The organism is Limibacillus sp. MBR-115 (assembly GCF_040549425.1).
Taxonomy (GTDB): domain Bacteria; phylum Pseudomonadota; class Alphaproteobacteria; order Kiloniellales; family CECT-8803; genus Limibacillus; species Limibacillus halophilus.
The window spans coordinates 173743-196817 of record NZ_JBEPTJ010000003.1; the positions used below are offsets into that span (position 1 = coordinate 173743).

The following is a 23075-nucleotide window of genomic DNA, read 5'->3' on the forward strand; positions in this document are numbered from 1 at the left end:
TCGAGTCGGTGGCACAGCCGGACCCACTGCTGCCGCGCCGGTTCCATGACTGGTTCCGGGAAAAGGGCTGGAAAGCCCGCGATCATCAGATTGATATGTTACAGGCTGCGCGCGACGCTCGTTCGGCTCTGCTCATCGCGCCGACCGGCGGCGGCAAAACGCTGGCTGGCTTCCTGCCAACGCTTATTGATCTAGCCGACAACCCGCGTCCGGGCCTTCACAGTCTCTACATATCGCCCCTTAAGGCGCTCGCTGTCGACATTCACAGGAACTTGCTGTCGCCCATCGCCGAAATGGGCTTGCCGATCACCTGCGAAACCAGAACCGGCGATACACCGCAAGCAAAACGCCAGCGGCAGCGCCGCCACCCCCCCCAGATACTTTTGACAACCCCGGAATCGCTCGCCTTGATGCTGTCTTATCATGACGCAGAAGCGGTCTTTGCAACATTGTCCTGCGTCATTCTGGATGAGCTACATGCGCTGGCCGGAAGTAAAAGAGGCGACCAACTCGCGCTTGCTTTGTCACGGCTGCAAAGCATCAATCCCACACTGCGCCGTGTCGGCCTATCCGCCACTGTGCATGATCCGCGCGCCCTGCAAGCATGGGTATCGCCGAGCGGAAGCCTCGATGATGATCGGGTTAGACGAATAGAAGGCAAAGCGGGCGCCGCGCCTGATATTCAAATTCTCTCAACAGGGCCTCAACTGCCTTGGTCCGGTCATATGGCGATGCATGCCTTGCCGGAAATCTATGAGCGTATTCGCAAGCATGGCACGACGCTGGTATTCGTGAACACACGCGCTCAAGCAGAGCTTATATTCCAGGGGCTGTGGCATCTAAACGAGGAAGGTCTTCCCATTGCTCTCCATCATGGCAGCCTAGCGGTCGAGCAACGACGCAAGGTGGAAGCCGCCATGGGGCGAAACGCGCTGCGGGCCATCGTCGCCACCTCATCTCTCGATCTGGGTATCGACTGGGGTGCGGTCGACCTGGTTATACAGGTCGGGGCACCCAAGGGTGTATCGCGGCTTCTGCAAAGGGTTGGTCGCGCAAATCATCGCTTGGAATCGCCTTCCAAAGCGCTGCTGGTGCCCGGCAACCGCTTCGAGGTTCTGGAATGCCGGGCAGCCATCGAGGGTGTGATGGCGCACGAACTGGACGGCGACCCGCCGAAGCCGGGCGGCCTGGATGTTCTAGCGCAGCATATCTGGTGCATGGCTTGCAGCGGCCCACTTGATGCGGATTTGTTGTTTGACGAAATTACGACTGCGGCGCCTTACCGCCGGCTCTCCAGGGACGACTTCGACGCCGTGTTGGACTTCGTGGCTACCGGCGGTTACGCACTCAAAACCTACGACCGCTATCAAAGACTCCGTTTAGGACCGGATAATCTCTGGCGCTTGACCCATCCCCGCCACGCGCAACGCTTGCGGATGAACATCGGCACAATTGTCGAATCCCCTTTGGTCAAGGTCCGCCTGCACCGCGGGCGCATATTGGGTGAGGTCGAGGAGTACTTCATTCAGGGATTGCGCGCGGGCGATACCTTTCTTTTTGCAGGACAGCTCCTCCGCTTTTTGGGCATGAAGGAGAATACGGCACTTTGTTCAGCCAACGGACAGGGAGACCCGAAGATCCCGGCTTATGCGGGTGGGCGCCTGCCGCTATCCACCTATCTGGCTGATCGGGTTCGGTCGCTGTTGCAAGATGCGCACCGTTGGCACGACCTGCCGGACGCTGTGCAAGAGTGGCTACGGCTTCAGCAACATCGTTCTCTCTTGCCGGACCGGAACGGCTTGCTGGTCGAAACATTCCCCCGCGCAGAGCGAGAGTATCTGGTTGCCTACTCCTTCGAAGGCCGAAATGCGCATCAGACTTTGGGAATGCTGCTAACCCGACGCATGGAGCGCATGGGCCTCTCCCCCCTCGGCTTCGTGGCCACAGACTACGTAATCGCCGTGTGGAGCCTGAAGCCGGCGACCGATCTCGATGCGCTGTTTGACGAGGATATGCTGGGTGATGATTTGGAGGCCTGGATGGCTGAGTCTTCTTTGTTGCGCCGGAGTTTTCGTAACGTCGCCGTCATCGCCGGGCTGATCGAGCGCAAACTGCCGGGCGCAGAGAAGAGCGGCAGACAGGTCACTATCAGTTCAGACCTAATTTATGACGTTCTCCGAAAATACCAGCCCGACCACGTGTTGCTGCGAGCCACCTGGGCCGATAGCACGGGCGGTCTGACCGATATCGGGCGATTAGGTGGTATGCTGGCGCGCATCAAGGGGCGTATTCGGCACCGACGCTTGGACCGAATTTCCCCGCTGGCCCTGCCTGTTCTATTGGAGATAGGCCGGGAACAGGTCTATGGAGCGGCCTTGGACGAGCTTTTCGATGAAGCTGCTCGAGCATTGATTGCCGAGGCTATAAGCGATACTAATTAATCCGTGCAACAGCGCGAACAAACAGCGCAGGCACGTAAAAAGAACAAGGAAACCGGGGGGCGGTGATGTTCAACTTCCTGAAGCTGAAGGCTCATACCACGGCGTCGGCCACGGCACCGGTGGCGCCTCATGGCATGGTCACCGAGGTCGCACCGAAACGGATCAGAGGTTGGGCCGTCGGTCGATCATCCGATGGCACGCCACTAGAGGTCGTGGTTAAAGCGGGCGAAATCGAGCTTGGACGTGCGCGAGCCACTTCCGAGCTCAGCCAAGAGCAGTTTGAGGAATCGGAAGCCTTGGAGTCGGCAAAGGCTTTCGAAATCATCTGGCCCGAACCGAGGTCACATCTAACTTTAGAGGTCGTGTTTGCCGAATCCGGCATTCCGCTTTTGGGCAGTCCACGCCACCTGGGCGCGGCGCCCTGGAATCCACCCGATAGCGACTTCGCCGATTTAAGCGAAATTCCCGACGATGATGTGGTTCCGCCCTTGGATAGAACGGAATGTGATGAAAGCGCGCTGACCGAAGATCAACTGCTGTGGCGAAGACAGGGTTACCTCATTCTAGACAACTTCATGCCGAGTGATCTGGTGGAGAGTTACGCCGAGGCCCGCTGGCGACTGCTGCCGAAGGTGCATGGATGGAACTCAGCAGTCCCTTACATGCACGTTCCGGAGGCCTTGGCGCTTTGCACCTACGCGCCCCTTGCAGCGAAGCTCGAGGAACTCATAAGCGAGCCAATGGGCCTCCACTTGAACCTGACAAGCTGGGTATCCACTCAACGCAATTGGCATCAAGACGACTATCTGAACCCGGAAACCCTCAATAGCTACTACGCTGCGGTTTGGATTGCCTTGGACGATATTCACCCGGATTCAGGGCCGTTCGAGTACGTTCCCGGCTCCCACCGCTGGCCGGTCATGCGTCGCGAGAAAATTCGCAGCTTGATGCCACCCTATCTGAGGCATGGAGGGTGGCCGAAGTACTCGGAGCCCTTGGTGGTCGCCGCCTGTGAAAAAGAGATCGCCAGGCGGCGAGCTGAAACCAGACAGTTCATTGCCAAGAAGGGTGACGTTCTGATTTGGCATGGCAGACTGTTACACCGCGGCACGGCCCCGAGAAATCCCACGTTGCAGCGACGCGCCATGATCGCTCATTATAGTGCTATCGATCGCCGCCCTCGTTTTCCGGCAGCCAAGCAGGCAGATGGCGGAGGGTGGTACTTTCCAGTCAACCAGCAGCTTTTCTAACGCCTTTGACCGCACAGGAACATTCCATCCAGCTAAACGGCGCCAACTTGGTGTTGAGGGTTAGCGGCGCACTTTTTTGGCCTGCGCGCGCCACCTTGGTAGTAGCCGACCTGCACCTGGAAAAGGCGAGCAGTTTCTGGCGGCAGGGGCAACTGCTTCCACCTTACGATAGCCAGGAAACTTTGGCGCGCTTGACCGACGAGTTGCAAAACATCAAGCCGGTCAAGCGGGTCATCTGTCTGGGCGATTCCTTCCACGATTCAGAAGCCGGAAACCGTCTGCAACCCGATTCCCGTCGCTGGCTGGAGGCCTGGACATCCCATCTAGAATGGATTTGGATCGCAGGAAACCACGATCCCGACCCGCGCGGTAGCTGGGGTGGGTACGTTATGGAAGAGCTGCGCGATGGGCCGCTTGTTTTTCGCCACCAGGCGCAAGCCGGCGGTGTCCTGAATGGAGGAGAGGTTTCGGGGCATTTTCATCCTAAAGCCGCGATTAGGGTCCGCGGCAAGCGCCTGACCGGCCCAGCTTTCATTGAGGATGGGAAACGCCTTATCTTACCTGCCTTTGGGGCTTTGACAGGCGGCCTGGATGTATCCGATCCGGCGATTGCCGGTTTGTTTGAATCAGGGGTCAGGACCCATCTGCTCGGGCGACGCAGCATCGCAACCCTGTCCTCCGGTATCGTTGGGTGAATCCAACCGTCAGGTGCAAAGAAAATGGAGTCCGCTGAACGATAGCGGACTCCATTTAAGGCAACCTTGCGAAGCAGCGTTACATGACCGGTGGCATGATCACTTCATCAACCACATGGATAACGCCATTGTCTGCCCAAACGTTTGCCTGAACCACCATTGGCAGGTTGCCAGCACCGGGGCCGGAACCGACAAAGACTTGATTACCTAAGCCATTAATATAGAGCTTCTCGCCGTTTGCGGTATCGGCCCAGGTTGTCTTGTTCATGACGGCCTTGGCAGGAACGCGGCCGGGGACGACGTGATAGGTTAGGATTGCTACCAACTTATCCTTGTTCTCAGGCTTAAGCAGCATCTCCACAGTGCCTGCCGGAAGTTTAGCGAAGGCATCGTCGCTCGGCGCAAAGACCGTGAAAGGCCCGTCGCCCTGAAGCGTTTCAACTAGGCCCGCGGCCTGGACTGCGGCAACCAACGTCTTGAAGGACCCGGCTGCAACCGCTGTCTCGACAATATCTTTTCCGGTCATCCGCGGGTCCGACGCTTGCGCCGCGAAACCGCTGAGTAAGAACAGGGCGGCGGCAAGGGCCGCCTTCGAACGAGTCATCGTCTTGATCAATTTTCTCTCCCTTCGTATGGCTACTGTTCAGTGATCGACATGCTCCCACTGCCGGAAGCGCGTCTGTTCAGGGAATTAACTCGGGAGAGTCGAAGAACAAGCACGGCACTCATAAAACAAACGTGATGAAATAAAGATGATCCAAGGCTCACTTTATTTCGTAGACAGCTGTTTGGCGCGATAGGAGCGGCCATGGTTACGTCCATCATTTGGTTTCGCCGGGACCTTCGCCTTTCCGACAACCCGGCCCTGACTGCCGCAGTGGCTGCGGGCAGGCCTGTCGTCCCACTCTTCATTCTCGAAGACGCGACCAAAGGGGACAACACCTGCAGGGATTATGATTCAGGAACGGGAACCGCCTGTGATTGGTGGCTGCACCATAGCCTCAAAGCTCTCGAAGGAGCTCTGAGTGCTCAAGGTATGTCCTTGGTTCTGCGGCGTGGTGACCCGGAACAAATTCTCCGGCAGGTCGTCGAGGAAACACAGGCAGCGGCGATTTTCTGGAACCGCCGTTATGAGCCTGGAGGGATGGAGCGTGATCGCAAGATCAAACAGGACTTGCGTCTTCATGGTCTGACCGTTGAAAGCTTCAACGGCTCGCTTTTGGCCGAACCCTGGTCGGTGAAAACCAAAGCCGATGGCCCATTCAAGGTCTTCACGCCCTTTTGGAACGCACTCCAGCGGAACCGCGGGCAGGTTCCTGTCCGGGCAGCGCCGCAGATCCCACAGCACCCTGCCGTTCGCTGCTTCAGCGAGCGTCTAGATGATTGGCGTTTACTGCCACGCAATCCGGATTGGGCCAACGGCTTTTCCGACGTCTGGCAGCCGGGAGAAGCTGGCGCTCTTGATCAGCTTGTGACCTTTCTGGAGAAAAGCCTTTGTCATTATAGGGAGGGTCGCGACAGGCCCGACCGAGAACAGGTTTCGCGCCTGTCGCCACACCTGCGTTGGGGCGAGATATCACCAAACCAAATCTGGCAGGCAACTTTAATGGCCAGCGAGAAAACCGGGAAAAGCGATGGCTTGCGAGCCGCTGCTTGGGCGTTCCTTCGTGAACTGGGATGGCGGGATTTTTCCTATCATCTGCTCTATCACTGGCCCAGCCTTCCCGCGCGCAACTGGCGACCCGAGTTCGATAAATTTTCCTGGAATCAAGACAGTCGGGCCTTGCAGGCTTGGAGCAAAGGCAACACGGGCTATCCCATCGTTGACGCAGGCATGCGCCAACTATGGGCCAGTGGTTGGATGCACAATCGCGTGCGGATGATCACGGCGTCCTTCCTGATAAAAGACCTGCTGATTGACTGGCGCCAGGGTGCCGCTTGGTTCGCGCAGACGCTCGTAGATGCTGATATTGCAAATAACAGCGCCTCTTGGCAGTGGGTGGCCGGAAGTGGCGCCGACGCCTCGCCGTTCTTCCGGGTGTTCAATCCAATCACGCAAGGGGCGAAGTTCGATCCTGACGGCAGCTATGTCCGAACCTGGGTTCCGGAGCTGTCAGCATTGCCAAAACAATGGATTCACAAGCCCTGGGAAGCGCCCGCCACTGTGCGCGAGGAAGCGAATGTCCAGCTAGGAAAAAACTATCCTCACCCCATCGTCGATCATGCGACGGCCCGGCAAAGAGCACTTGCGACCTTCAAAGCAATACGCGGGGATCAGCCAGGTTAATCGTGGCCTCACTTGTGTCGGCTTGCTCGGCATACCATTGATGTTATAACATATCAATCAATGCCAACAGGTGAGGATAAAGCCCGTGACTCGGTTCAACACCACTGCTGCAGCCTTCGGCACAACGGAGCACGACCATCAGCGTTGCCAGGAACGGGCTCTGGGTGAAGCCGAAGCGCTCTGTGAAAAACGAGGACTCCGGCTGACCGAGATTAGGCGCGCTGTCTTGGAGATCGTCTGGAATCGCCATGCACCGGTCGGCGCTTATGATATCCTCGACACCTTATCGAATGATCGCGGCAGAATCGCCCCGCCTACTGTTTATCGCGCGCTCGACTTCCTCTTGGGACAGGGTTTGATCCATCGTATCGAGAGCCTGAACGCTTACGTCGGCTGCCCGGTCCCCGGCGAGAAGCATATTAGCCAGTTCCTGATTTGCCGCGACTGCGGTTCTGCCGCGGAGGTAAGCGATCCTGCTATAGATCAGGCAATCGACAGTGTCCTCGCCCACCTCAAGTTCGAGGCAGGACGCCGGACACTCGAGATAGAAGGCCTATGTGGACGATGTCAGAGGCCGCATTCGGAAAAGGCCGGCGGTCAATGACAAGCCCAACGGAAGAGGGCCCGGTTCTTGTCACGCTAGAAGGTGTCGGCCTCAGCCTCTCAGGCAACGAAATCCTGAAAGGTTTGGACCTAACCATCCAACGTCGCGAAATACTGACGGTCGTCGGGCCCAATGGCGCTGGCAAGACATCGCTTGCCCGTCTTGTATTGGGATTGGTGAAACCGACGAGCGGTCGAATAACCAAGCGTAAGAATCTGAAAATCGGCTACGTACCGCAGCGGTTTTCCATCGATCCGGTGATTCCCATCACTGTTGCCAGGTTCTTGGCGCTGCCTCGCCCTGCACCGGCCGAAACATTGCGCGCTTGCTTGAGTGAAGTTGGCATAGAACGCCTTGTCGATCGCCCGATACAGTCCTTGTCAGGCGGCGAGTTTCAACGCGTCTTGCTTGCCCGCGCGCTACTGCGCGAACCCGACTTGCTGGTCCTCGACGAGCCGGTTCAACAGGTTGATTTCTCCGGTCAAGTCGAGCTTTACGAACGCATTGCGAACCTGCGCGACTGCCACGGCTGCGGCATCCTGCTCATATCGCACGATCTGCATCTGGTCATGGCGCGGACAGACCGCGTGATCTGCCTCAATCATCACATTTGCTGCTCTGGAGCGCCGGAGGCTGTTAGTCAGCACCCGGAGTACCTCAGCCTTTTCGGAAAACGCGCAGCCAGCGTCATGGCCTTCTACAGTCACGAACACGATCATCGGCACGGCTTGGCGGGAGAGGTTCTGCCAAAAGATACGCAATCCCATCAGAAAGCCGATCACGGCAACTCGGAACGGGAGCAGGCCTGATGCTGGACGATTTCATGGTCCGTGCGCTTCTGGCCGGTTCGGGCGTTGCTTTGATGGCCGGCCCCCTGGGGTGCTTCGTCGTCTGGCGGCGCATGGCTTACTTTGGCGACAGCCTCGCGCATAATGCGTTACTCGGCGTGGCGCTTGGCCTGCTGCTGGGTATCGATCCGTTGATCGGCGTGACGGTCGGCAGCTTGATGCTGGCCGGGTTGCTTTGGCTCATGCAGCGCCAGTCACAGCTAGCCGGCGATACAATTCTGGGAATCCTGGCGCACGCCGGTTTGGCATTCGGCGTCATCACACTCGGATTTCTCCCAAACGCGCGCATAGACCTGTTCGGATACCTTTTCGGCGATATTCTTGCCGTGCGGACAGGTGACCTCTATTGGATATACGGGATCGCAGCAGTCGTGTTGTTGCTCGTTCTGCGCTTCTGGCGCTCCTTGCTGCTGGTCACCCTGCATGAAGAGATGGCAGCTGCAGAGGGGCTGCACGTCGGTCGGTTGAAGCTGGGGTTTGTTTTGCTGATCGCCATGACCATCGCCGTCGCCATGAAAGTCGTCGGGGTCCTGCTGATTACGTCCCTGTTAATCATTCCGGCAGCCACTGCACGACGCCTGGCGTCGAGTCCGGAGCAGATGGCGGTCCTGGCCACGGCGTGCGCCGCGGCGGCGGTACTGCTGGGGCTCACGGCGTCCTTGTACTTTGACACACCAAGCGGACCCTCCGTTGTGGCCGCTGCCGCCAGTCTTTTTGCCCTTAGTCTACCTCTTGGCCGTTTTCGCGGCATGACCTAATCAGAGGCGCGGACCGGCCGTTTACTTCTTGAGAGAAGCCTTCTCGGCGGCGATAGCCTTTTCGATGAAGCGTGACGCTTCTTCGGCCTCACCCCAGTGCTGGACCTTAACCCACTTGCCGGATTCCAGATCCTTGTAGTGCTCGAAAAAGTGCGTGATCTGGTCCAAAACAATCTTCGGTAAGCTGCGGTAAGAGCTGACGTTCGTATACCAGGGATGCAAGGCATCCACCGGAACAGCCAAGATTTTCTCATCAAGCCCCTTCTCGTCTTCCATCACGAGAACGCCAACCGGACGGGCCCGTAACACAGCACCAGGCACAACGGGTACGGGCCCAGCGACTAGAACGTCCACCGGATCCCCATCGTCGGCCAAAGTGTGGGGAATGAAGCCGTAGTTACAGGGATAGAACATTGCCGTGTGCAAGAAGCGATCAACGATCATGGCGCCGGAGTCTTTATCCAGTTCGTATTTGACCGGCGCGGCGCCAATCGGCACCTCGATGATGACGTTCACATCCCAGGGAGGGTTTATACCAACAGGGATCTTGCTGACATCCATTGTACTCAGGCTCCTTAAAACACGGCTGCGGTGGCGAACGCGGCGGACAATGCCGCACTGCAACATAGGCCGCAAGAAAAAATCTCTTGAACAGCGGCGGCGGTGACGAAAGGCTGGACCCCCTGCTCCCACGCCCTTGGAAAGTACCCGATGACAGAACAAAGCAATGAATTCCAACGCCAACCGATACTACTGGCGCCACCGGCGGTGACTTTTCTGGCGGCGGGAATGATCGCGTTACACGCCTTGTTACAAGTCCTCGGCCCGGCGGCCCAATCGTGGACCTTTCGTAATTTTGCCTTCGTACCTTACGAGTTTTTTGCCCTCTTTGGCGACCGCCAACTCGATTCCCCGATGCAAACCACCCTGACTTTGGTGACGCATGCTTTCCTCCACGGCGATTGGGCGCATTTATTGATCAACATGGGCATGTTCCTGGCGTTCGGCAGTTTGGTGGAGCGCGCCTACCGGATTCCGGCATTTCTTGCTTTTTTTGTGATTGGCGCCGCTTCCGGCGCACTGACCCAAACTGTATTCGAAGGCGGACAGGCCTTTGTGATGATCGGTGCTTCCGGTGCAGTCTACTGCATGATGGGTGTGGTGGTCCGGTTGCTCTTCCAATCCAAGAACCCGGCCGGACGCAGGCGCGCGGTCGTCCTTGCTGCCGTTCTCATGGCGCTCAATCTGTTCGGCGGGCTGATGGGTGTCGGCGACTTGCTGGCAGGCGCGCAGATTGCCTGGCAGGCTCATTTAGGCGGTTTCGTCACCGGGTTCCTGGTAACCTTCCTGATTCGGCCGAAGGCGCGTTGAGGATCGGGTGAAGCCATGTCAGGAAGATCAGCCCTGTATCGCTTGGCCGTGGCTTTTGCGTTCACTTTCGTCGTGGCAATGGCAGCGCAGCCAAGCTCGGCCAAAGCGGAACGCTATCTGCTAGAGCTATCCGGCGGCACCCTAGCCAACTTCAGCATGACATGTTTTGCGGAGAACGCTGGCCGGCAGACCAGGATACGGCGTCGCGGGTACCTGCCGCAAAGCTACATCATTCATGCGCAATCCCTTCATTGCACCATCGCCTTGCTTGAAAGCCATGATCGTCTGCGTGTCCGCTTGCTCGACGAGAAACAGCGGGTTATCGCGGAGATGGAACAGCATGCGATCTTTCCCAGAATTACGATCCGCAGTGCCGGGTCGTGGGGGCCCTCCGGCGCCAGCAGGGGTGCCGCGCCGTTTGGCCAGAATGACCCCTGACCGCAGGCATTTTACGACACAGATTAATTTTCGATTGGGTTTTAGCTAATTGTTAAGCAAAGCCCTGTAATGATCTTCGCTGACTTAGAAAACGAAATGGCTTTGAGTTCACCATGATGTCCACCGCACGCCAGGATTTGGCAAGAGATCTTATGACGCCACAAGAAGCTAACGTTCTGATTGTAGACGATAATCCACTCCTGCGGCGGGCAATCTCCACCTGCTTGCGCAAGGCTGGGTTCTCGGCAATCGAACAAGCGGAGAATGGTGCGACAGCAGCCGACAAACTTGGTCATTGTCCCGTCGATGTCATCATCTGTGACATCAACATGCCGGAGATGGACGGCATCGAATTTATCAGGCACCTGGCGGAGATCGACTTTCCAGGCGGCCTCTTGATGGTTACCGGTGAAGAAGAAAGCCTTGCTTCCACCGTTTCAAGCATGATCCATGCTTGTCGGATCGACTTTCTAGGGTTGCTACTGAAACCATTCGATACCGCGGACCTGCTCAGACTCCTGGCGGCCTACGAACCCAAGCGCGTGAAGGGCCGCCGCGGTGGACCAAGACAATTGAGCAAAGAACAGGTAGTCGCGGAAATGGACAGTTCGCTTGATCTGTTCATGCAGCCAAAGGTTTCACTGCGTACCGGCGCGGTGACGGGGATTGAGTTCTTGGCCCGCTGGCGAACGGATGAAGGCAAGTGGCTGACACCTGCAAGTTTCATACCGACCTGTGAAGAAAATGGCTTGATGGATCAGTTGACAGAACGGGTCATCGACCGGGCGTTTGAGATCGCTAAAAGCTTGGGCGATGGTCAAGACACGCCATTCTTTGCGATCAACATCAGTGCGGCCACCTTGGTCGACCTGACCTTCCCCGATCGTCTGCAGGCAAAAGCCCGCAAGTTCGATCTTTCACTGGACAACTTCATTTTGGAAATAACCGAAGCCAGCATATTGGGAGATCTGCGTCGCAACTTCGAGGTGCTGTCTCGTCTTAGATTGAAACGTATCACCTTGGCTATCGATGACTTTGGTACGGGCCATTCTACCTTGACCCAGTTGCAGCACGTACCCGCCAGCGAATTGAAACTGGATCGATCATACGTATCGTTGGCGCTTGCCGATCATCGCTCCAGAGCCATTCTTGAGAGCGCCGTCAGCCTTGCGCGCAAGCTAGGGATGCGAACAGTTGCCGAAGGCGTGGAAACCAAGGACATCATGAATTTAACGCGAGATCTTGGCGTGGACGACTTGCAGGGATTCCTGATTTGTCCGCCCATCAGCGAGAAGGATTATATCGATTGGCGCCAGGATTGGACGACCGACAAAAAGCGCTTCTTTGCGGCTTAGCGGCGGAACAGGCGATTATACAGTTTCTTGTTCCGATAAAAGGTGGCGTCCGCACGCGCAAGGATGCTTTCCGGCATCGCAGTAGGGTCAAGCCATTCGACGCCAAAGGTAATGCTAAGAGGGACCTTGGCGCCGCTATCGGGGTCCGTAATGGGGTTGGATTGAATCAGTTGCTTAAGCTCGGACATTTTACGGTCGGCAGCCATGACGTCGGCCTCCACCAGCAGAAGGCCGAATTCATCGCCGCCAAGCCGCCCAAAAACATCGGACCCACGAATTTCCGCCAGCACCGATTCCACAATCGTCTTGAGTGCAAGATCGCCAACGGGATGGCCGTAGGTATTGTTGATGGCCGACAAGCCGTCCAGGTCGAAATAACAGAAGGCCGCTTTGATCCCGTGGCGTTTCGTGTATTGCTGGGCGCGCTGACACTCCCGCAGAAAAGCTCTGCGGTTGAGGATCAACAACAATGGATCAAGATCAGAAAGCCGTTGAAGCTCCGCAACTGCTTCACGAAGCTCCCGATTCTCAGCGCGAAGCTCGGCATTCTCCCGCTCCAACGCTTCTTGATCCCGTGGTTCGGGCGGACACGCAACGTCTTCAGCTTCTGGCAAATCCGAGGGGATATCGCCTTTTCTGCGCTGCCGGCTAAACAAATTGTGCAACCGCGCGCGCGCGGGCTTGCGCCCCGCTACAGGCAAGCTTTTCAAAACCATCCCCTGTCATCCTTTCGCCCGCATTATGTCTACAGATACAATACAGTACAATATGGTGAATTGCCGAACCGCCTTTAGCGGAATTAATCGAGGGGAAAAACGATATGCGCATCGGTGAGCTTCTAGTTGCACAGGGTTTGATCAGCGACGAACAGGTCGAAGCTGCACGTCAACGCCAGCTCGCCGAAGGCGGTCGCCTTGGCGACAACCTCGTGGCGGTAGGCGCTATATCGGCAGAAGCGTTGGATCGCTTCTTTCAAGAAGCGCCCGCCGAACCGATGAGCGTGGCCGAGACCGGCCTCCGCGACACAAAGATTACCGAGCTTTTGCTCAAGACCATGCTGTTGCAGAAACTGGAAACCGCCAACCAATGCGTTGAAGCTTTGAAGCTTCCCTTCACGGTAATCAATATAATTCTTGAACGAGCGGTTGAGCAAAGATTGCTTGAAATTCTGGGGTCAACCGGCTCTTCGGCCTCCAGCCAGTTTCGCTATGCGCTAACAGGCGCCGGCAACCAGTATGCGTCCGATGCACTGGAGAGAAATCAGTACATCGGGCCGGCGCCGGTGTCGATATCCGCATTCTGCTACCGCGTCCTACGGCAGAAAATCAGCAACGCACATATCCCGCAGGAAAAGATTACCAATGCCTACAATGATCTGATCGTACCCGATGCTTTGTTATCGGAGCTCGGTCCGGCCATCAATTCCGGCAAGTCGATGCTGCTCTACGGCGCACCGGGCAACGGTAAGAGCTCGCTGGCCGAACGCATGAACAAGATGTTTGAGGACATTATCTATATTCCCCACGCGGTTGATATCGACGGCGAGATTATCAAGATCTTCGACCCCTCGCTGCACTTCCCCATCAAGGTAGAGGAAAAGCCGAACAACTCGATCCTGAAAGATACCTCGATTGAGAAAGAGACGTTGGATAAGCGCTGGATCGCCGTGCGCCGCCCCTTGATCATCGTTGGCGGCGAGCTGACCTTGGAGATGCTGGACCTGCAGTACAACAATACCAGCGGGTTCTATGAGGCTCCGCTTCATATGAAAGCGCTGAACGGTATCATGATGATCGACGATTTCGGGCGCCAATTGGTGGCGCCGGATCACCTCCTCAATCGTTGGATCATTCCACTGGAACGCCGCGTCGACTACCTGAAGCTACATACCGGCCGGACGTTTGAAATTCCGTTCGATGCTCTCGTCATCTTCTCTACGAACCTGACGCCGGAAGACCTCATGGACCCGGCCTTCCTTCGGCGCATTCCCTACAAGATCGAAATCGAAAGCCCGGCGGCAAGTGATTTCCAACGCATCTTCAAGGCCGTTGCCAATGCCAACGGTCTGGAGTTCCCCGATGGCGCCATAGAGTACGTTGGGCAGATGATCCAATCCAACGGCATGCCCCTGGCCGCCTATCAGCCGAAGTTCGTCATCGAACAAGTGCTGTCAGCCTGCAAGTATGAAAGCCGGCCACCGACCGTTGAACGATCACTGATTGATAGAGCCTTAAAGAATCTATCAACAAAAAAGATGCATGCTACGGCGGATGCGCCACAGGGAATGTAGTGTTTTTATGTTTTGTTTCAGTACGTTATTTGCACAATCCGGAAAACAATTAATAAGAGAAATAATGATTTTCCGGAAAATTTTAGGCGCTTGTTTAAGCCTTTGTTAAGCAAGCCTCACGAATAATGACAAACATGGTGGTGACAACGCCACCGTTGCCAAAAAGCGCCCTTGAGGCGTAGGCGCGTGAGGAGAAGCAAAATGGGTTTGGAAATTGTCATAGCAGCCGTTGGCGCAGGGCTTCTGTTGCCACCGCTATTTGATACCCGCGGGCCGATGGCCGTCCGCATGGTGTTCTTATTGGTGGGAGGCGGTGCGATAGCTTTCGGATTGACCCAAGACGTTGGGGCCCTCTGGTAGTCTCTTTCCTCCCTAGCAACGTAAAAGAGCCGAAGCCGGTGGACCGAAAGGGCCATCGGCTTTCGCCTTTGTAGGCCTTCGCTTGACCTTTCCCCCCAGGACGCCCGAAACTAGTGCCGGGCTAAACATGAAACCATTTCCAATGAGTTTCATGTAACAATGAGGCTAGGCATAAGGCGAGGGAGGAACAAGATGGAACGTCACATCGTCCCGGGAATCGTGTCCGACCAGGCACTCAGTCTTCTATCCGCGAACGACACCGTACAACAAGCCGTCGAGATCATGACGACACGCAAGATCGGCGCCGTGCTAATTGTCAATGACGATGGAAGCCTGGCCGGTATATTCACCGAACGCGACGTCGTCGCACGTGTAGTACATCAAGGTAAGGATAGCGCCGCAACAACGCTGGGCGAGGTTATGACGCCGGACCCAGAAAGCGTCCGTCCTGAAGATAAGGCCCTCACCGCCCTTGAAAAGATGAGCCGACGCGGATTTCGCCACCTGCCCGTCATCGCAGAAGATGGGAGCATTGCAGGCATAGTCTCTATACGTGACCTCTACTCGGCCGTGCTCCAGGAGTTGGAGGAAGATGTCCGCCAGCGAGATCAACTCATCTTCGATACCGGTTATGGTAGTGGGTAAAACTAGTTAAAATACAAACTGACAATTTGGAAAGTTTTTAAGGGGGCGGCAACACACTGATTTTTCACAATAACTCCAATCATAAATATTGAAATTAATACTGACTCCTAAATCCAGCGTTGCAGTCATTAATAGTTTGTTAACTATTCTGGCGCATCTTAGGTCTATAAGAAATTGGAGGCTGTGTTGAAGGAATCCTCTGCCCCCGTAACGGCACCAGAACACCAAGACGAAGGCTCGCGGGAAGAACTGCGCAAAGCTCATGGAAAACTGCGTCTTGCGGCAAAAATCGCCCAGCGCATGGAAAGCCTTCAGAGTTCGATCATTGGTGTGCCGGCCGGCAGAGCGAAGGAAAACACGCCCAAAAACGTAGACGGTATTCGGGAAGACGCTCACCAATCAGCCCAGATACTGCGCCGCATGATGCCCATCGCCGCAGATACCACAAGCAAAGCATCGAGTGACGATCCGGATCTTTCGGAACTTTGCCGAGGCCGGCGCATTCTCTTGGCCGACGATGATCCGATGGTTCTTAGTTCGGCCCGCATGGCCTTGATGGATGCAGGATTTAGCGTGGTTAGCTGTTCATCCGGCGAGGAGGCCTGGAAGGTTTTCTCCAAAAGCCCCAAATCGTTTGACCTGCTGCTTAGCGATATCTCCATGCCGTCGCTCGATGGCGCCAGTCTCGTACAGCAGGCACGCCTGCTGCATCCGCACCTTCGCGTGATATTGATGTCAGGATACTTCGACGAGCGTTCAGCGGCCGATCTGGTCCGCGGCGGCAAAGGTTCCTTCCTCGCGAAGCCATTTGGGTTGTCGCAACTCGTGGATGAAGTGCGCGCGAGGTTGCTGGCGTCCTGATCAACGCCCCACCTCTATCTTAGATTCCTGCCAACTCGCATCGCCGTCCAAGCTTCTAGTCAAGCCTGTTCACAGACCATGGCGGCCGCAACTTTGCGGCCCTTATCAAGTGAGCCTGCGGATCGATTGATTCGCCGTTAGCCTTAACCTGAAAACCGTCGTGAACCTGCCAGGTGGTGACTTCCTTCGCCTAGCCGATGTTCAAAAGAAAACAACCACCCAGAAAGGGCAATTTCCTGGATGGTTGCTTCTCCCGTGCAGTCATCGGGGGCGGAAAAGGGTAAAGCTCTACTTTAGGCGTGCGAAGCGCCTTCTTCGCTATCGGGATAACCGTGTAGTCGGTTCAAGCGATCGAGGACCTTGCGTCCGGTATCGATGCTGCGCCGATTGGTCGTCCCGCCACTAATCGGGTTCAGCGACCGCAACAAGTTTCGGATCGCGCCACCTTTGGCTGGTTTAGCAGTTTCCGGAGCGCCACTGGAACCGCCACTGTTCTGATCCTCGTCGTCGTCGTCCGTCTCTGATCTGGAGGGTTCGTCGGGGGCAGGGATCGAAGCGGAGGCTTCAACCGGAATCGTCGCCCCCTCTTGCAAAAACGAAGGCACTGGGTCGCTATCGGGCGCTCCATTCGCGACCGCGTTATCTTCGTGACCTAAGTCATCATCCCGCGCCAAGTCAGACTGCGCCGCGATTTCGGGATCCTTTTCGGATTCCGGTTGTGCGATGCCAGCCGTCATTTCCGCGCCGCTATCCATTGCCGCTTGGCTATCTTCCGAAGTAGACGCCAGATCACCGGCAACGGCTGCATGACCGTTCAGTTGTGAAAGGAAAGCAGCTGAACCATTCGCAGAACCGTTTACCGGCTTGTCCGAAACCGCTTTTTTGGGCCCCAGATACTTGCGTGTGATCCAAGCGGTTACGTCTTCGACTAAAGCCTCATCGACGACTTTCTGGCGCGATTCACCGCCGGAGACCGGCGGCATCGGTGTAACCGTGTGGCGTGGCTTCTCCGGCTTATTTTCAAAGAAAGCCGCGCCATTGGCATGGTTTTTGCCCCAGTCATCGTCGCCGAATGGGTCCAATTTGCGCAGCGTGTTCCCGTCAACGAAGCTACCAAACTCCGACGCTGATTCCCTACGCGCGTCGCCATTCTTATATGGCTTGTCATCGCTGGCCCCACGCAGCGGCAGCGGTTGCGGATTGATGGACGGCTTTTCCGGCGCCCAGGCGTCCCAGCTATCGTCACTATCCTGGTCGCCATCGATTCCATGACCGTTCAGGGCCTGATCATCGGCTGGCTCGCCATTCAGGGAACCTCCTGAGAACTCTCCAAAGTCGCCGGCCGAAGATACGGATTCCGCCGTGCTCGGCTCCACAATCATTGCCTGATCAAACTCTGCGGCGGGTGCCACTTGGAGTTCCGGTTTTATTGTTGCGGAATCAAACCCGGTAGCCACGACCGAAACCCGCAGTTTACCTTCCATGGCGTCGTCAAAGGTCGAGCCGAAGATGATGTTGGCTTCCGCATCGACTTCTTCGCGGATGCGGTTGGCCGCCTCATCAACTTCAAACAGTGTCATGTCCGGACCACCGGTGATGTTGATGAGAACGCCCCTGGCCCCTCGCATGGTTATATCGTCGAGCAACGGGTTAGAAATGGCGGCTTCTGCTGCTTGTACGGCACGCCCCTCGCCTTCGCCTTCACCCATACCCATCATGGCTTTGCCCATCCCGGCCATCACCGAACGGATATCGGCAAAGTCGAGATTGATTAGGCCGTTCATCACGACAAGGTCCGTCACATTGCGGACGCCAGAGTTCAGCACCGCGTCCGCCAGCTTGAAGGCGTCCTTGAATGTCGTCTTCTCATCACAAATTCGGAACAGGTTCTGATTTGGAATGATGATCAATGTATCGACGTGGCGCGCCATTTCTTCCAGGCCCTTTTCCGCCGAGCGCATACGATGCACGCCTTCGAACTGGAAAGGTTTGGTGACAACGCCAATCGTGAGAATACCGAGTTCGCGGGAAATCCGTGCAATGACGGGCGCCGCTCCAGTGCCTGTGCCGCCGCCCATGCCGGCGGTGATGAACACCATGTTGGCGTCCTGGATGGCTGCCTTGATTTCCGCTTCTGATTCCTCTGCCGCCTCAGCGCCGATCTCAGCTTTCGAACCTGCGCCCAGCCCAGCGGTCAATTTATGGCCAAGCTGAATTCGGCTTTTGCACGACGAATGCTCAAGAGCCTGTGCATCGGTGTTCGCCACCACGAAATCAACGCCTTCAAGTTGGCTGGCGATCATATTGTTGACGGCATTACCGCCAGCGCCACCGACGCCGATGACAGTTATGTTGGGTTTCATCTCTTGCTCATGTTGCGTCATATCCGACGCTCCCTTTTGCCCTGGCCGCTCTCGCCGCAGCCTTTACCCCTTCTTCCCTATAATGACTCACTTGGGTTAATAAGGTTTTAACGTCGGTGGGCGTTATGACAGCGCGCCGCGGGCCGACACGGGCCAAATTCGCTCTACACGGTCGTTTCGCACCCCTACGAACCAATCATAAAGATTAACCGTGGGGTCACAATGTCCGGGAATCAGCCTCACCCGGTCGCCCAAAGCCAACTTTTCATGTGCAGGTATTGTTAGGGTTCCATGCTCATCGGACGGCCCGGAATAGATAAAATCAGACCTATCGACCACCGTAGGAGGACCGGAATCGAAAGCCAATGCCTTCAGACCGGCATCGAGAACGGCCTTTCCAGAATGCGCGACGCTCATGACGCTGGACAAAACGAAGAGGCTGTTTTCAAACAGCGCGTAGGGTGTGCCACGCGTATCGCGATTGCGACCATAATCCGCATCCATGAAAATGTAAGAGCCGCATTGCAGTTCGGTCCAGATCGGGTACTCAATGTCTTGCAAGAGCGTTCCCGTTCCGCCACCGGTGACGGTCTGGCAAACCAGACCCCGCGCTTCAATATCCGCTTTCGCAGCCTCGGCAAGATTCGCAGCTTTGGCCACGGCGGATTGACGTTCCTGCACTGATCGCAAGTGCTGCGCGCTTCCGTGATAGGCTTGTATCCCGGCAAACCGGAGAGCCGGGCTATCGGCCGCGGCGGCGGCAAGACTGCCGGCCAGGTTCGGCGTCACGCCGCAACGCCCGCCACCAACATCTATTTCAACCAAAACCGATACAATACTGTCTGCCTCCTCGGCGGCCTGGTTCAAGCTTCTGAGGTTTTCGATATCGTCCACGCAAACAGTCAGGCGCATCGAACGTGCCAGCTTGGCAAGGCGCCTTTGCTTCTGCTCACCGACAACTTCGTTCGCAATCAGGATGTCGCGTACGCCGCCCTGCCATAGGATTTCTGCCTCCGACAGTTTCTGGCAACAAATGCCAACAGCGCCCAAGGCCATTTGATCCAATGCAATGACGGGTGACTTGTGCGTCTTGGCGTGAGGGCGCAAAGCCTTACCTGAGTCGCCGATAATACTGGCCATCAGGCCGAGATTCCGCTCATAGGCGTCCAGATCGACGATCAAGGCAGGGGTGTCGACCTCGCTGAGTTCATCGCCAACTCTCGCTGGAAGTTGTTGAACCACCTCCACGTCCTCCTATCTGCATGAAAACTTCGACAGCCTATCCTGGGGTCGATTTAGTGCGTCCGGCACCCCAGATACCGATTGGGCTCAGGTTCGCAGATTTTTGAGGGCGACGCAGAAAACTCAACAACGTGAACCGATGCCCTTTGGTGACAGGCGTCGCCTCGTGTATCAGCGAACAGGGGAACAAAATCGCCCCACCACGCGGCGGCGCATAGTGGGTAGGTCCGTACTCCGGAAAATGCAGACCGCCCCCTTCATAGTCATCCGTGTTGAGATTCAAAGTCATCGCAAACAACCGGTCCTGCGTTTCCTTTGTCGTATTGTCGCGGTGCGGTCGAAAGTAGTCGCCGCGCTCGGCAGCGTAGCAAGTCACGACGAAGTGATCGAAAGCAAAGCCTTCAAGCCCGAAGCTCTTGCTCAATTCCGGCGCAATTCTGCGCCCGATCAACTGCGAAAGATCCCGCGCTACCGCTGCGTCTGTGATCCTGTGATCCCGCCGCTTTTTCGTTTCATGCGCCACCAGCACTTTTGCACGCCCCTGCGCATCACGGCTTTGCGCAAGCCCTTCGACATGCCCCAGCTTGTGCCAACGCTCAATTAAGGCGTTGCAGGTAGCGTCATCAAGCACGTTGGGGACGATCAAGACAGGGGCAACACTGTTAAGCGTTCCCGTTGGTCCAAGCCTGGGATGCTTCTCGCTGCTGGCCAACGCCCTTGCCGGAACCTGCGCATCCGGTGCCCCAAGGTCTTCCAAGACCCGTTGATTTTCATCCAGGAGCAGAGCCAGGGCCTGGTCTGGGTCGCGCCCGAAGGCTCCGGCCAACGCGGGATAGACCTTCCCCTCTAGATCTTGGAACACCATGAATGACGGCTGTCTGGAGAGCTTTGAGATATCCGCCCGGATGGTGGCCTCCGCTCCCACGAGTAGCAGAAATGGATCGATGTCCGCCTTTCTCAGCGCCAGCAGGGCTGCCTCTATTCCTTCGATCACCTCGACAGCCGTCCCCTCGCCTGCCGGGTGCAGCACCAGAAGGTTTCGCTTGCCGCGGACCTTGTCGTAGAAGACCCAGAGCTTGTCATCCAGCCCCGGTAAAAGGAAATTTGGAACGCGATCGCCACGTGTCAGGGCTGCATTTCCAGCTTGCATGCGGATATTCCTTTCGATCACAAATGCCGCATGATGCTGGTAGCATGTCCCTAAGATAAGGCCAAGCCACCGGTGGCACGGCCGACCACCGGCCGGTAGGTTTGGGTTTGCGGAAGCTTGCCGGAATTAACCTAAGCGAGGAAAAGCCATGCCCGTTGGATCCAGAAAGAACAAAGCAGTCTTCGGTAATCGGGGCGCCCTGTCGGTTTTGTTTAAGCGCAGTCTGATTGCAGGCTCACTGCTTCTGCCTGCCGTCGTGCAACCAGCGCTGGCGGAACTAGCGCACTACGATTGCACCTGGACCGGTCGCGTAGGGCAGCCTTTCAGCATGACCTATGCTGACGGCACGACCTATATCGAAGGCAGCTTGGGTGTCTTCGGACAGATCGCACCGACCGAGAAAACCGAAACCACCTACCGGGCGGCGCTTGAGCTGCCCGGCGGCGTCTTCGCGATCGAATGGCCAAAAAATGGAGGGGCAGCAAGAGTTGCCGTGATCAACCTGAAAGATGAGATTCAGGGAGGCCACCCGCAGGCCGCTCAATGCACGCTATCTGAGTAGCACATTGCCGCGCTAGAACGGCGACTACATTAATCAGGCCTCGTCTGCTTCGCCCCCACCGGAGGCTCCGAACGACGAACCGGTTGGGTCTTGTTCGACCACGTCGGCAACGGCTGCGAAGATTCGCGCCTCTTCTCCAAGCTGCTCCTGCAGCCCTGGGTTTTGTTCACCTACCGAGTTGAAAAACTCAGCGGCGTGGCGTAGCAAGCGCGCAGCAATTTCGGCGTTGGTCGCCATAGCGATCCTCCGTCATTTTGAAGTTAGAGTTGCTAGGAAGAGGCAAACCCTAACAGCCCAAACAATCGGGGTCGATGCTTAATTCCCCCTATCCTGCACCCGAGGTCACTCTCGCTCGACAAGCAAGAGTGAATGATCGAAGCTTGCGCAGTGATGGCAAAAAAATCCTCCAGGAGGCTGAGACGTGAAGGCTGCATTGTTCGAGGCGTTTCGTGGGCCACTTCACGTTCAGACCGTCCCTGACCCGGACTGCCCGCTAGACGGAGTCGTTGTTTCGGTGGAAGCCTGCGGCGTCTGTCGGTCTGATTGGCATGGCTGGACCGGCGCCGATCCGGACGTCCAAGCACCGCATGTGCCAGGGCATGAGTTTGCCGGACGCATTGTCGAAGTCGGCCCTGAGTGCCGGAACTTCAGTCTCGGCGATCGGGTGACGGCCCCCTTTATCCTGGCATGCGGCCAGTGTCCGGTTTGCCGGGCTGGCGACCCGACGATCTGTGCTGACCAATTCGTTCTTGGTTTTTCTGGATGGGGCGCTTTCGCTCAGTTGGCCGCCGTTCCCCATGCCGATTTCAATCTCGTGACGCTGCCGGAAACCATGAGCTTCGACGAAGCCGCTGCCATGGGCTGCCGCTTCACAACCGCCTATCGCGGTCTGGTCGAACGCGCAGCCTTGAAACCGGGCGAATGGCTGGTCGTCCACGGGTGCGGCGGTATCGGTCTATCGGCGGTGATGATCGGGGCGGCGATGGGAGCCTCCGTCTTGGCGGTCGATATCGACGATGCCAAACTCGCTCTGGCGCGGGACCTTGGCGCTACTCTTCTCTTGAATGCGCGAACGGCTCATTCTGTCGGCGAAAGCGTGAGGGATATGACCGGTGGCGGCGGTCACGTCTCCGTTGATGCCTTGGGTGTCACCGAGACGTTCAACAACTCGCTGTACGGTTTGCGTCGGCTGGGCCGCCATGTGCAGATTGGCATGCCAACTGATCAACACGCCCGCCCGACCCTGGCATTGCTAGATCTCGTTTACTCACGCCAGCTAACGCTCCTGGGGACCCGCGGCATGGCCGCACACCAATTCCCAAGCCTCCTTGATATGGTTACCGCCGGACGAGTCTCTCCGGGACGCCTTGTCACAAACCGCATCTCACTCGCTCAAGCCGGCAAGGCACTCGCAGAAATGAACGACTTTAAAGGTTCCGGCATTACTGTAATCACCGACTTTAACAACTAGTCACAATATCTTGATGCTCTTGATATTTTTAACACTATTTATGGTGCGTTTTTGATCAAATTCGCCTATGATTCTATGAATGTC

General features: G+C 56.7%; 23 protein-coding genes. 16 read left to right on the top strand and 7 right to left on the bottom strand.

Going from position 1 to position 23075, the window contains the following annotated elements; all coding sequences use genetic code 11:
* Positions 1 to 8: 8 nt before the first annotated feature.
* The 3 genes from ABIE63_RS07525 to pdeM all read left to right on the top strand — a co-directional run bounded on the left by ABIE63_RS07525 (position 9) and on the right by pdeM (position 4386).
* Positions 9 to 2441, top strand: a complete 2433-nt coding sequence (locus ABIE63_RS07525) for a ligase-associated DNA damage response DEXH box helicase (protein ID WP_354503819.1) — start codon at positions 9 to 11, stop codon at positions 2439 to 2441.
* Positions 2442 to 2506: 65 nt separating this feature from the next.
* Positions 2507 to 3691 carry a phytanoyl-CoA dioxygenase family protein gene (locus ABIE63_RS07530; RefSeq protein WP_354503820.1) on the top strand — a complete coding sequence of 395 codons (1185 nt, stop codon included), beginning with the start codon at positions 2507 to 2509 and terminating at the stop codon, positions 3689 to 3691.
* Positions 3658 to 4386 carry a ligase-associated DNA damage response endonuclease PdeM gene (gene pdeM, locus ABIE63_RS07535; protein ID WP_354503821.1) on the top strand — a complete coding sequence of 243 codons (729 nt, stop codon included), beginning with the start codon at positions 3658 to 3660 and terminating at the stop codon, positions 4384 to 4386. Before ABIE63_RS07530 ends, pdeM begins: the two co-directional genes overlap by 34 nt.
* Before the next feature lie 79 nt (positions 4387 to 4465).
* Here pdeM and ABIE63_RS07540 read toward each other — a convergent pair whose 3' ends face one another.
* Positions 4466 to 5002, bottom strand: a complete 537-nt coding sequence (locus ABIE63_RS07540) for a fasciclin domain-containing protein (protein WP_354503822.1) — start codon at positions 5000 to 5002, stop codon at positions 4466 to 4468.
* A 192-nt stretch (positions 5003 to 5194) separates the two neighbouring features.
* Between ABIE63_RS07540 and ABIE63_RS07545 the strand changes: the two genes are divergently transcribed.
* The 4 genes from ABIE63_RS07545 (at position 5195) to ABIE63_RS07560 (ending at position 8883) form a co-directional block, all read left to right on the top strand.
* Positions 5195 to 6673, top strand: a complete 1479-nt coding sequence (locus ABIE63_RS07545) for a deoxyribodipyrimidine photo-lyase (protein WP_354503823.1) — start codon at positions 5195 to 5197, stop codon at positions 6671 to 6673.
* A gap of 160 nt (positions 6674 to 6833) precedes the next feature.
* Complete coding sequence (locus ABIE63_RS07550; RefSeq protein ID WP_354504230.1) at positions 6834 to 7277, top strand: Fur family transcriptional regulator; 444 nt, start codon at positions 6834 to 6836, stop codon at positions 7275 to 7277.
* Positions 7274 to 8086 (top strand): zinc ABC transporter ATP-binding protein ZnuC, encoded by an 813-nt coding sequence (gene znuC / locus ABIE63_RS07555; RefSeq protein WP_354503824.1) that lies wholly within the window; start codon positions 7274 to 7276, stop codon positions 8084 to 8086. The genes ABIE63_RS07550 and znuC overlap by 4 nt, the downstream gene beginning before the upstream one ends.
* Positions 8086 to 8883, top strand: a complete 798-nt coding sequence (locus ABIE63_RS07560) for an iron chelate uptake ABC transporter family permease subunit (protein WP_354503825.1) — start codon at positions 8086 to 8088, stop codon at positions 8881 to 8883. The genes znuC and ABIE63_RS07560 overlap by 1 nt, the downstream gene beginning before the upstream one ends.
* Before the next feature lie 21 nt (positions 8884 to 8904).
* Here the strand turns inward: ABIE63_RS07560 and ppa are convergent, their stop codons facing one another.
* Positions 8905 to 9444, bottom strand: coding sequence for an inorganic diphosphatase (ppa, locus tag ABIE63_RS07565; RefSeq protein WP_183415758.1), 540 nt, complete (start codon positions 9442 to 9444; stop codon positions 8905 to 8907).
* Between the two features lie 150 nt (positions 9445 to 9594).
* Between ppa and ABIE63_RS07570 the strand changes: the two genes are divergently transcribed.
* The 3 genes from ABIE63_RS07570 (at position 9595) to ABIE63_RS07580 (ending at position 12047) form a co-directional block, all read left to right on the top strand.
* Entirely contained in the window at positions 9595 to 10254 is a 660-nt protein-coding gene (locus ABIE63_RS07570) for a rhomboid family intramembrane serine protease (protein WP_354503826.1), read from the top strand.
* 15 nt (positions 10255 to 10269) lie between these two features.
* The gene (locus tag ABIE63_RS07575; RefSeq protein WP_354503827.1) at positions 10270 to 10692 is read left to right on the top strand and encodes a hypothetical protein; all 423 of its coding nucleotides are present in this window, start codon (positions 10270 to 10272) and stop codon (positions 10690 to 10692) included.
* Between the two features lie 152 nt (positions 10693 to 10844).
* Positions 10845 to 12047: an EAL domain-containing protein gene (locus ABIE63_RS07580; protein ID WP_183415761.1), complete on the top strand. Its 1203-nt coding sequence runs from the start codon at positions 10845 to 10847 to the stop codon at positions 12045 to 12047.
* Here the strand turns inward: ABIE63_RS07580 and ABIE63_RS07585 are convergent.
* Positions 12044 to 12763 carry a GGDEF domain-containing protein gene (locus ABIE63_RS07585; RefSeq protein WP_354503829.1) on the bottom strand — a complete coding sequence of 240 codons (720 nt, stop codon included), beginning with the start codon at positions 12761 to 12763 and terminating at the stop codon, positions 12044 to 12046. The genes ABIE63_RS07580 and ABIE63_RS07585 overlap by 4 nt on opposite strands.
* A gap of 104 nt (positions 12764 to 12867) precedes the next feature.
* Here ABIE63_RS07585 and ABIE63_RS07590 point away from each other — a divergent pair, with 104 nt between their 5' ends.
* The 4 genes from ABIE63_RS07590 (at position 12868) to ABIE63_RS07605 (ending at position 16203) form a co-directional block, all read left to right on the top strand.
* Positions 12868 to 14337, top strand: coding sequence for a hypothetical protein (locus ABIE63_RS07590; protein WP_354503830.1), 1470 nt, complete (start codon positions 12868 to 12870; stop codon positions 14335 to 14337).
* Positions 14338 to 14538: 201 nt separating this feature from the next.
* The gene (locus ABIE63_RS07595; RefSeq protein ID WP_183415764.1) at positions 14539 to 14697 is read left to right on the top strand and encodes a hypothetical protein; all 159 of its coding nucleotides are present in this window, start codon (positions 14539 to 14541) and stop codon (positions 14695 to 14697) included.
* 192 nt (positions 14698 to 14889) lie between these two features.
* Complete coding sequence (locus ABIE63_RS07600; RefSeq protein ID WP_354503832.1) at positions 14890 to 15342, top strand: CBS domain-containing protein; 453 nt, start codon at positions 14890 to 14892, stop codon at positions 15340 to 15342.
* A gap of 186 nt (positions 15343 to 15528) precedes the next feature.
* A complete protein-coding gene (locus tag ABIE63_RS07605; RefSeq protein ID WP_354503833.1) occupies positions 15529 to 16203 on the top strand; it encodes a response regulator in 675 nt (224 codons plus the stop codon).
* A 293-nt stretch (positions 16204 to 16496) separates the two neighbouring features.
* On the opposite strand, the gene ftsZ is transcribed toward ABIE63_RS07605, so the two are convergent.
* The 3 genes from ftsZ to ABIE63_RS07620 all read right to left on the bottom strand — a co-directional run bounded on the left by ftsZ (position 16497) and on the right by ABIE63_RS07620 (position 20958).
* Positions 16497 to 18587: a cell division protein FtsZ gene (gene ftsZ, locus ABIE63_RS07610; protein WP_354503834.1), complete on the bottom strand. Its 2091-nt coding sequence runs from the start codon at positions 18585 to 18587 to the stop codon at positions 16497 to 16499.
* 102 nt (positions 18588 to 18689) lie between these two features.
* Positions 18690 to 19808, bottom strand: coding sequence for a DSD1 family PLP-dependent enzyme (locus ABIE63_RS07615; RefSeq protein ID WP_354503836.1), 1119 nt, complete (start codon positions 19806 to 19808; stop codon positions 18690 to 18692).
* Positions 19809 to 19845: 37 nt separating this feature from the next.
* On the bottom strand, positions 19846 to 20958 hold the full coding sequence (locus ABIE63_RS07620) for a 2OG-Fe(II) oxygenase (RefSeq protein ID WP_354503837.1): 1113 nt from the start codon (positions 20956 to 20958) through the stop codon (positions 19846 to 19848).
* A gap of 148 nt (positions 20959 to 21106) precedes the next feature.
* Between ABIE63_RS07620 and ABIE63_RS07625 the strand changes: the two genes are divergently transcribed.
* Complete coding sequence (locus ABIE63_RS07625; protein ID WP_354503838.1) at positions 21107 to 21520, top strand: hypothetical protein; 414 nt, start codon at positions 21107 to 21109, stop codon at positions 21518 to 21520.
* A 33-nt stretch (positions 21521 to 21553) separates the two neighbouring features.
* Here the strand turns inward: ABIE63_RS07625 and ABIE63_RS07630 are convergent, their stop codons facing one another.
* The gene (locus tag ABIE63_RS07630; RefSeq protein ID WP_183415771.1) at positions 21554 to 21757 is read right to left on the bottom strand and encodes a hypothetical protein; all 204 of its coding nucleotides are present in this window, start codon (positions 21755 to 21757) and stop codon (positions 21554 to 21556) included.
* Positions 21758 to 21941: 184 nt separating this feature from the next.
* On the opposite strand from ABIE63_RS07630, the gene ABIE63_RS07635 reads away from it, so the two are divergent.
* Complete coding sequence (locus tag ABIE63_RS07635; protein ID WP_354503840.1) at positions 21942 to 22991, top strand: zinc-dependent alcohol dehydrogenase family protein; 1050 nt, start codon at positions 21942 to 21944, stop codon at positions 22989 to 22991.
* The last annotated feature ends 84 nt before the right edge of the window (positions 22992 to 23075 follow it).

Coding starts and splice junctions, on each gene's coding strand:
- ABIE63_RS07530 (WP_354503820.1), top strand. CDS start 2,507: ATGTTCAACTTCCTGAAGCTGAAGGCTCATACCACGGCGTCGGCCACG.
- ABIE63_RS07545 (WP_354503823.1), top strand. CDS start 5,195: ATGGTTACGTCCATCATTTGGTTTCGCCGGGACCTTCGCCTTTCCGAC.
- znuC (WP_354503824.1), top strand. CDS start 7,274: ATGACAAGCCCAACGGAAGAGGGCCCGGTTCTTGTCACGCTAGAAGGT.
- ABIE63_RS07560 (WP_354503825.1), top strand. CDS start 8,086: ATGCTGGACGATTTCATGGTCCGTGCGCTTCTGGCCGGTTCGGGCGTT.
- ppa (WP_183415758.1), bottom strand. CDS start 9,444: ATGGATGTCAGCAAGATCCCTGTTGGTATAAACCCTCCCTGGGATGTG.
- ABIE63_RS07570 (WP_354503826.1), top strand. CDS start 9,595: ATGACAGAACAAAGCAATGAATTCCAACGCCAACCGATACTACTGGCG.
- ABIE63_RS07575 (WP_354503827.1), top strand. CDS start 10,270: ATGTCAGGAAGATCAGCCCTGTATCGCTTGGCCGTGGCTTTTGCGTTC.
- ABIE63_RS07580 (WP_183415761.1), top strand. CDS start 10,845: ATGACGCCACAAGAAGCTAACGTTCTGATTGTAGACGATAATCCACTC.
- ABIE63_RS07585 (WP_354503829.1), bottom strand. CDS start 12,763: ATGGTTTTGAAAAGCTTGCCTGTAGCGGGGCGCAAGCCCGCGCGCGCG.
- ABIE63_RS07590 (WP_354503830.1), top strand. CDS start 12,868: ATGCGCATCGGTGAGCTTCTAGTTGCACAGGGTTTGATCAGCGACGAA.
- ABIE63_RS07595 (WP_183415764.1), top strand. CDS start 14,539: ATGGGTTTGGAAATTGTCATAGCAGCCGTTGGCGCAGGGCTTCTGTTG.
- ABIE63_RS07600 (WP_354503832.1), top strand. CDS start 14,890: ATGGAACGTCACATCGTCCCGGGAATCGTGTCCGACCAGGCACTCAGT.
- ftsZ (WP_354503834.1), bottom strand. CDS start 18,587: ATGACGCAACATGAGCAAGAGATGAAACCCAACATAACTGTCATCGGC.
- ABIE63_RS07620 (WP_354503837.1), bottom strand. CDS start 20,958: ATGCAAGCTGGAAATGCAGCCCTGACACGTGGCGATCGCGTTCCAAAT.
- ABIE63_RS07625 (WP_354503838.1), top strand. CDS start 21,107: ATGCCCGTTGGATCCAGAAAGAACAAAGCAGTCTTCGGTAATCGGGGC.
- ABIE63_RS07630 (WP_183415771.1), bottom strand. CDS start 21,757: ATGGCGACCAACGCCGAAATTGCTGCGCGCTTGCTACGCCACGCCGCT.